We start from the raw sequence: 5891 nt of genomic DNA on the forward strand, positions 1-5891 counted from the left end.
ACTGGATTGCATCCAATTTAAATTGTTTGTCATAGTGCTTTGCCATAATGAGATCCTCCTTCAGTGCGGTAACTACATAGTACCATAAAATTTGTAATTAGGGATTCTCATTTTGACTTGTACTATTTATATTCTAGCACCATGTTTAAATAACCTAAATGAGGATTTGTTAACTCTGATTTTTTTGTAGTTACCATCAATTGCAAATGTTGCCATTGATACAGCATCTGAGACGATATTAAAAATACCAACGCTCTCAATTACTGCGTCCTTACAATCTGTTAAATTAGTTATCAGTGACTGCCAGCCTCTGCCTGTTACGACGAACTCTGTCAGATAATCCATAATTACATCTGCAATTTCTACAACTCTATCTATTTTGTCCGAAAATCCCTGCTCAGCATACTCCTTATACTGCTCTGTTTCTCTGACCGCACCGAGAACATAATTGCCATAAAATCCGCTGACAATGCGTTCCCTTTCTGCGTATGTTTCCTTTAATCTATCTCCGTAGTGGAAACTCTCCTCATCTGTAAATTTTCTTAATTCATAATTTTTCTTATTCATGATTTTCTCCTCCTGATTTTTAATATTTAATGTGTTTGTTGTTGTATTTTTCATTTCTTTTTCCTCCTGATTTTTGTTTTTTGTATATCATATACACATTTTTTTGATTAATTTTAAGGCCGCTCTCGGCGGTTCTTTTTTTCTTACATATATAATATGCAAAATAATTTATTTTTTGAAAAACGTCTTTCTGTAGTAGCTTGCGGTTGACATCCTCTATTCATTCTCATCACTATCATTGTCACCTGCCAAAACGGAAATTTATTTTCCTCTTTTTTCTTTCACATATAATATGCTAAATAATTTTAAAAATAAAAATCGCTTTCGTGAACTGATATCTGATAATCCTGATTATCTGACAGCAGCCTCAGGGATACTCCAGGCTCTCGCCTGCATCCTCTTCCCTTTATCTTTACATATATAATATGCAGAATAATTCAAAAAATAAAAATCGTACATCCGTTCGTTTTTTGTTCGCTTTTTGTTCCCCTTTTATCTTTCATATATAATATGCCGAATAACTTGGAAAAAAACTCAAAAATGCACTGAAAAATTTTTGTATACGGAGTATAATTTGTATATATGAGGAGAGGAGGAATTTATATGGCTTTTATACTATTTTTCTGTATTCCAGTGGGCTTGTTTCTTGGTGGATTGGCTATGCTGGGCACGGTTGGACAACCGACAGTAACAACCCTTGGGTCTGTTGGGTTCTTTTTTGGAGGGGTGCTATTCTTTGTATTACTGGGCGGTTACATATATTTTTTGTGGAGGGTTAATCACCCCGGACAGGGTAGAGTTAGTAAAAAGAAACAGGAAAACTTTGACTCGCTTATAGATGAATTATGTAAATATGCACGCTCTGATGACTATGTGTCAATATATGCTGAATTACCACCTGATGCCTTACGTTCTTCTGGTGCCATGAATTATTATGACTGTATATATTTTAAATCCTCAAATAAGGGATTTCCGGCAACGTTTTCTTTTGAGCAATATGGATACTCCCCTATAAAGAGGGAACGGATGCCGGCTGTCTTTAATGCATTATGTGACAGATTAAATGGACGCATAGTGATAAATATTGCTAGTGTTAGAGGCTCTACCTCGAAAGAGGCGGGTAATATCTGTCTGCTCCTTGGCGATGCCAAAAAAAGATATGAAAAAAGTTTAAACAATAACACAGAACCGCCGAAAAAATTAAAAGAAATCTAGTGAGGTGCTGATATGAATACTAAACACACAATATTTGCATGTATGTATGGATTTATGGGACTAATTATGACAATCTTGACAATAATATGTATAGCAGAATCTGATACTGCTGCATTAATCTCATTTTATCTCATATGTGCTGTTCTCCTTTGGGTCAAAACGATTCAGCATGTAAAATTGGCCTTGCCACCTGTTATACCGATTGGGATGCGATATGAAAATTTATGTTCATTAGTAGACGAATTGGCTGATTTTGCACATGCAGGTGATTATGCTAGCATTAGTATAACCCTGGACCCTGATTATTCGTGCTATTCTACATTTGTTTTTAAGACAGCCTGCGGTGAGATAAAAATGTATGATATCATTGAACACGGATATACATATACTACTGCGGAACGAATGGTTGAAATCTTTAAAAAATTAAATAACAGGCTGAGCGGATATATGGTATATGATTATAATGTTATCCATTCAAGAGCCCTCAACGACCCGATTCCTGATAACATTTATCTGTTTTTGGGTGAAACGGCTCGAAAAAAACGAATGGATGAGGAACAAAAACGCTTATCTGACATCAATAGAAAACAGCTATAAAGACTACACGGCCCCATTCCTGCGGGGCCTTTTTGTTTTAAAAAAGACCGCTCAGGTGTTCCCTGACGGTCTGTATGGTTTTCTTATTTTCTTTGAAATGCCTGCATAAATTTCCACTGCATGTACTCTCTAACAGTTTCTTTTAAGTCTTCTTCGGTTACACATCCGCCGCTTAAATATCTATTGGCATCTATCGCATACGCATGGATTTTCAGTTCCTCCTTATCTGGTGTCAGTGCCAGATGCTCGCCCGGTGTTACCATGTCAAATGTTCTTATATCGGCTGTTTTTCTTTCGTGAAATATATTTAGAATTTCTTCTATCTGGCTCTTCTGATGCAAATTCCGCTTCGTCGGATCACGCATTCTTATAAAGTGTTATAGTTTTTTCGTAGTCATTATTTTTAGATTACGGAAGGAGGCATTTTTATGCAGGACTACAACACTATTATTGGTGCTATTCAGATGCGTCTGAATAAGTGCCCAACCAGATCTGTTATGGATCGTTTTCGAATCGGATCAAGCACTCTTAAATTCTTTTTCTGTACTTTGGTATAAACACAACATGGTACTGGCATTTGTACCTTGAATGTGATAAGCTGTAACTGTCCACTTTGGACCGCCTCCTATTCTCTTTAGTATTGGCTTGAGACACCTTTACTATCGTATCATAGGAGGCTTTACTTTTCACCATACAACGTCACTACTACACGATTCGCCCCAGCATAGCTGGGGGATTAGCATTTTCATTTATATTCTAGTACCAATGTTGATAGTGGAGTTAGCAGCTTTATTACACGATGTAGATGATGTTAAGCTTTCACCGGAAACACACGAGTCAAAGAAAAATGCAGTTGGATTTATGAAAAATAATGGCGTGGATGATAAAGTTATAGCTTCTGTGTGTAAGATTATAGATGAAGTTTCATTTGCAGGAATAGATTCGGTTGTGCCAAGCACGATAGAAGGAAAATGTGTACAGGATGCAGACAGGCTGGATGCAATGGGAGCGATTGGAATAGCAAGGGCATTCGCATATTGCGGTAGTAAAGGAAGAAGAATACATGACCTGGATATAAAACCTATGACTAATAGGAATAAGGCGGATTATAATCAGAATCATAATTCTACAAGTATTAATCACTTTTATGAAAAACTCTTGTTGCTTAAAGATATGATGAATACAGAGACTGCAAAGAAAACGGCTATGCATAGACAAGCTGTTATGGAGGACTTTCTTGAAGAGTTTATGGCAGAATGGAAAGGAGAAAAGTGATATGTTGGAAGTAAAATTTTATGATACAGTAGATGATTCACTATTGAAATTTGCAGTAATTATTTCACAGATCAATGGCAAATGGGTATTTTGCAAACATAAGGAACGAGATACCTATGAGGCTCCGGGAGGTCATCGTGAAGTTGGAGAAGATATTTTGGAAACTGCTAAGAGGGAACTTCAGGAAGAAACAGGTGCCATACAGTTTGATATTAATCCAATATGTGTTTATTCCGTTACGGGTAAGAATAGTGTAAATGAGACCGGTGAGGAAACATTTGGATTATTATGTTTTGCGGAGATAAGGGGATTTTCAGATCAGCTGGATAGCGAGATGGAAAAGGTTGTGCTTATGGATGAGTTACCACAAAACTGGACTTATCCACTGATTCAGCCTAAATTGATTGAAAAGTATTTGCAGATAGAAAAGCAATCTTACAGTCGGATACAGCTGGCAGCGAAACAGACTATAGAATACATAAAGAAAATTATCAAGCCAGGAATGAATTTACTTGAGATCCGAAAGTTTTGTGAGGAAAAACTGTTAGAGTTGGGTGCAGATTCGTTCTGGTATTGGGATGTTGGTGCATTTGTATTTGCAGGAGATGAAACAACTGTTTCTGTATCTGGTAAGCAGTATGTAACTTCGGATAGAGGTATAGGAAACAACGATATAATAACCATTGATTTAAGTCCACAGGTGGGAAATATCTGGGGAGACTATGCGAGAACTATTATTGTAGAAAACGGCATGGTTGTAGAGAATATAGGGCTGATTGAAAATCCGGAATGGAAAAGCGGTCTCCAGATGGAAGAGAAATTACATGCAGAATTGTTACGCTTTGCTACGAAGGAAACAACCTTTGAGAAATTGTACTATCATATGAATGAGTTCATAGTGGAAAATGGATTTGTTAATCTTGATTTTATGGGCAACCTGGGACATTCCATTGTGAAAACTAAAGGGGACAGAATTTATATTGAAAAAGAAAATAAGACGAAGATTGCTGATGTAAAATATTTTACATTTGAGCCACACATAGCATTTCCAGATTCAAAGTATGGTTATAAGAAAGAGAATATTTATTATTTTGACGAAGCCGGATTGATAGAACTTTAAAAGGAGGTAAAGAAAATGAATGTTATTTTTGATATGGATGGACTGATGTTTGACACAGAGAAAGTGTTTATAAAGGCTTGGGATTATGCTGGTGAAAGGATTGGTATTGGGAAAGCCGGATATATGGTCTATAAAACTTTAGGCATGAGCATTGTTGCCTCTTATGAGATTTGGAACGAAGAGTTTGGTGATCGGTATAATCAGGAAGAATTGCGTAAATACACAAAAGAATTTCTAAAAAACTATTATGAAAATAATAAAGTTCCTTTAAAGCAAGGATTGTATGTCTTGTTGGAGTATTTGAAAAATGCAAATGCCAAGTTGGCAGTTGCTTCTTCATCACCGCGTTGGGAAGTGGAAAAACATCTAAATGACGCAGGAATTATAGATTGCTTTTCCGCAATTATTTGTGGAGATATGGTTGAAAAATCTAAGCCAGCGCCGGATATTTACATAAAAGCCTGTGAAATGTTAAATGAAAATCCTGAAGAGTGTATAGCTCTTGAAGATTCAAAAAACGGATTACTATCGGCTTACAGAGCGGGATGTAAGCCAATCATGGTTCCGGATTTGTGGCAACCGGATGAAGAAATTTTGCAGATAATAAAAGGTAAGTACTCCGATTTGGAACAGGTGAAAAAGGCGTTTGAAAGTGGTGAAATATAGAGACAAGGAGGCATAACAATGAATATTTTAGTCATTGGTGGAACAAGATTTTTTGGTATACATATGGTTAATGAGCTTTTAACCGCAGGTCATGATGTCACAATTGCAACACGTGGGAAGGCATCGGATTCATTTGGGGATAAGGTTGATAATGGTAGGAATATTCACCCCATATTATGGGGTGGGTATGAGGTGTATGGCGTAAGAATATGTGGATAAATGAAAATGCTAATCCCCCAGCTATGCTGGGGCGAATCGTGTAGTAGTGACGTTGTATGGTGAAAAGTAAAGCCTCCTATGATACGATAGTAAAGGTGTCTCAATCCAATACTAAAGAGAATAGGAGGCGGTCCAAAGTGGACAGTTACAGCTTATCACATTCAAGGTACAAATGCCAGTACCATGTTGTGTTTATACCAAAGTACAGAAAAAGAATTATGTATGGAAAATT

General features: G+C 36.7%; 8 protein-coding genes and 1 pseudogene. 7 read left to right on the forward strand and 2 right to left on the reverse strand.

Going from position 1 to position 5891, the window contains the following annotated elements; translation table 11 throughout:
- Positions 1-126: 126 nt before the first annotated feature.
- The gene (locus FYJ57_RS14590; RefSeq protein WP_154433213.1) at positions 127-621 is read right to left on the reverse strand and encodes a hypothetical protein; all 495 of its coding nucleotides are present in this window, start codon (positions 619-621) and stop codon (positions 127-129) included.
- A 549-nt stretch (positions 622-1170) separates the two neighbouring features.
- Here FYJ57_RS14590 and FYJ57_RS14595 point away from each other — a divergent pair.
- Together FYJ57_RS14595 and FYJ57_RS14600 are read left to right on the forward strand one after the other, a co-directional pair.
- Positions 1171-1782 (forward strand): hypothetical protein, encoded by a 612-nt coding sequence (locus tag FYJ57_RS14595; RefSeq protein WP_154433214.1) that lies wholly within the window; start codon positions 1171-1173, stop codon positions 1780-1782.
- Positions 1783-1794: 12 nt separating this feature from the next.
- Positions 1795-2379 carry a hypothetical protein gene (locus FYJ57_RS14600; RefSeq protein WP_154433215.1) on the forward strand — a complete coding sequence of 195 codons (585 nt, stop codon included), beginning with the start codon at positions 1795-1797 and terminating at the stop codon, positions 2377-2379.
- Between the two features lie 83 nt (positions 2380-2462).
- Here FYJ57_RS14600 and FYJ57_RS14605 read toward each other — a convergent pair whose 3' ends face one another.
- Positions 2463-2642: a hypothetical protein gene (locus tag FYJ57_RS14605; protein ID WP_154433216.1), complete on the reverse strand. Its 180-nt coding sequence runs from the start codon at positions 2640-2642 to the stop codon at positions 2463-2465.
- A gap of 382 nt (positions 2643-3024) precedes the next feature.
- Here FYJ57_RS14605 and FYJ57_RS14610 point away from each other — a divergent pair, with 382 nt between their 5' ends.
- The 5 genes and pseudogenes from FYJ57_RS14610 to FYJ57_RS15580 all read left to right on the forward strand — a co-directional run.
- A complete protein-coding gene (locus tag FYJ57_RS14610) occupies positions 3025-3654 on the forward strand; it encodes an HD domain-containing protein (protein WP_268878870.1) in 630 nt (209 codons plus the stop codon).
- A 1-nt stretch (position 3655) separates the two neighbouring features.
- Entirely contained in the window at positions 3656-4774 is a 1119-nt protein-coding gene (locus FYJ57_RS14615; RefSeq protein WP_235904609.1) for a M24 family metallopeptidase, read from the forward strand.
- A 15-nt stretch (positions 4775-4789) separates the two neighbouring features.
- The gene (locus FYJ57_RS14620) at positions 4790-5440 is read left to right on the forward strand and encodes an HAD family hydrolase (protein ID WP_154433218.1); all 651 of its coding nucleotides are present in this window, start codon (positions 4790-4792) and stop codon (positions 5438-5440) included.
- Positions 5441-5458: 18 nt separating this feature from the next.
- Positions 5459-5659, forward strand: a complete 201-nt coding sequence (locus FYJ57_RS14625) for an NAD-dependent epimerase/dehydratase family protein (protein ID WP_154433219.1) — start codon at positions 5459-5461, stop codon at positions 5657-5659.
- A 137-nt stretch (positions 5660-5796) separates the two neighbouring features.
- A pseudogene (locus FYJ57_RS15580) lies at positions 5797-5891 on the forward strand (IS200/IS605 family transposase); the annotation flags it as partial.

Source organism: Oliverpabstia intestinalis, assembly GCF_009696065.1.
In the GTDB taxonomy this organism is placed as follows: domain Bacteria; phylum Bacillota; class Clostridia; order Lachnospirales; family Lachnospiraceae; genus Oliverpabstia; species Oliverpabstia intestinalis.

Coding starts and splice junctions, on each gene's coding strand:
- FYJ57_RS14615 (WP_235904609.1), top strand. CDS start 3,656: ATGTTGGAAGTAAAATTTTATGATACAGTAGATGATTCACTATTGAAA.
- FYJ57_RS14595 (WP_154433214.1), top strand. CDS start 1,171: ATGGCTTTTATACTATTTTTCTGTATTCCAGTGGGCTTGTTTCTTGGT.
- FYJ57_RS14605 (WP_154433216.1), bottom strand. CDS start 2,642: ATGGTAACACCGGGCGAGCATCTGGCACTGACACCAGATAAGGAGGAA.
- FYJ57_RS14620 (WP_154433218.1), top strand. CDS start 4,790: ATGAATGTTATTTTTGATATGGATGGACTGATGTTTGACACAGAGAAA.
- FYJ57_RS14590 (WP_154433213.1), bottom strand. CDS start 621: ATGAAAAATACAACAACAAACACATTAAATATTAAAAATCAGGAGGAG.
- FYJ57_RS14625 (WP_154433219.1), top strand. CDS start 5,459: ATGAATATTTTAGTCATTGGTGGAACAAGATTTTTTGGTATACATATG.
- FYJ57_RS14600 (WP_154433215.1), top strand. CDS start 1,795: ATGAATACTAAACACACAATATTTGCATGTATGTATGGATTTATGGGA.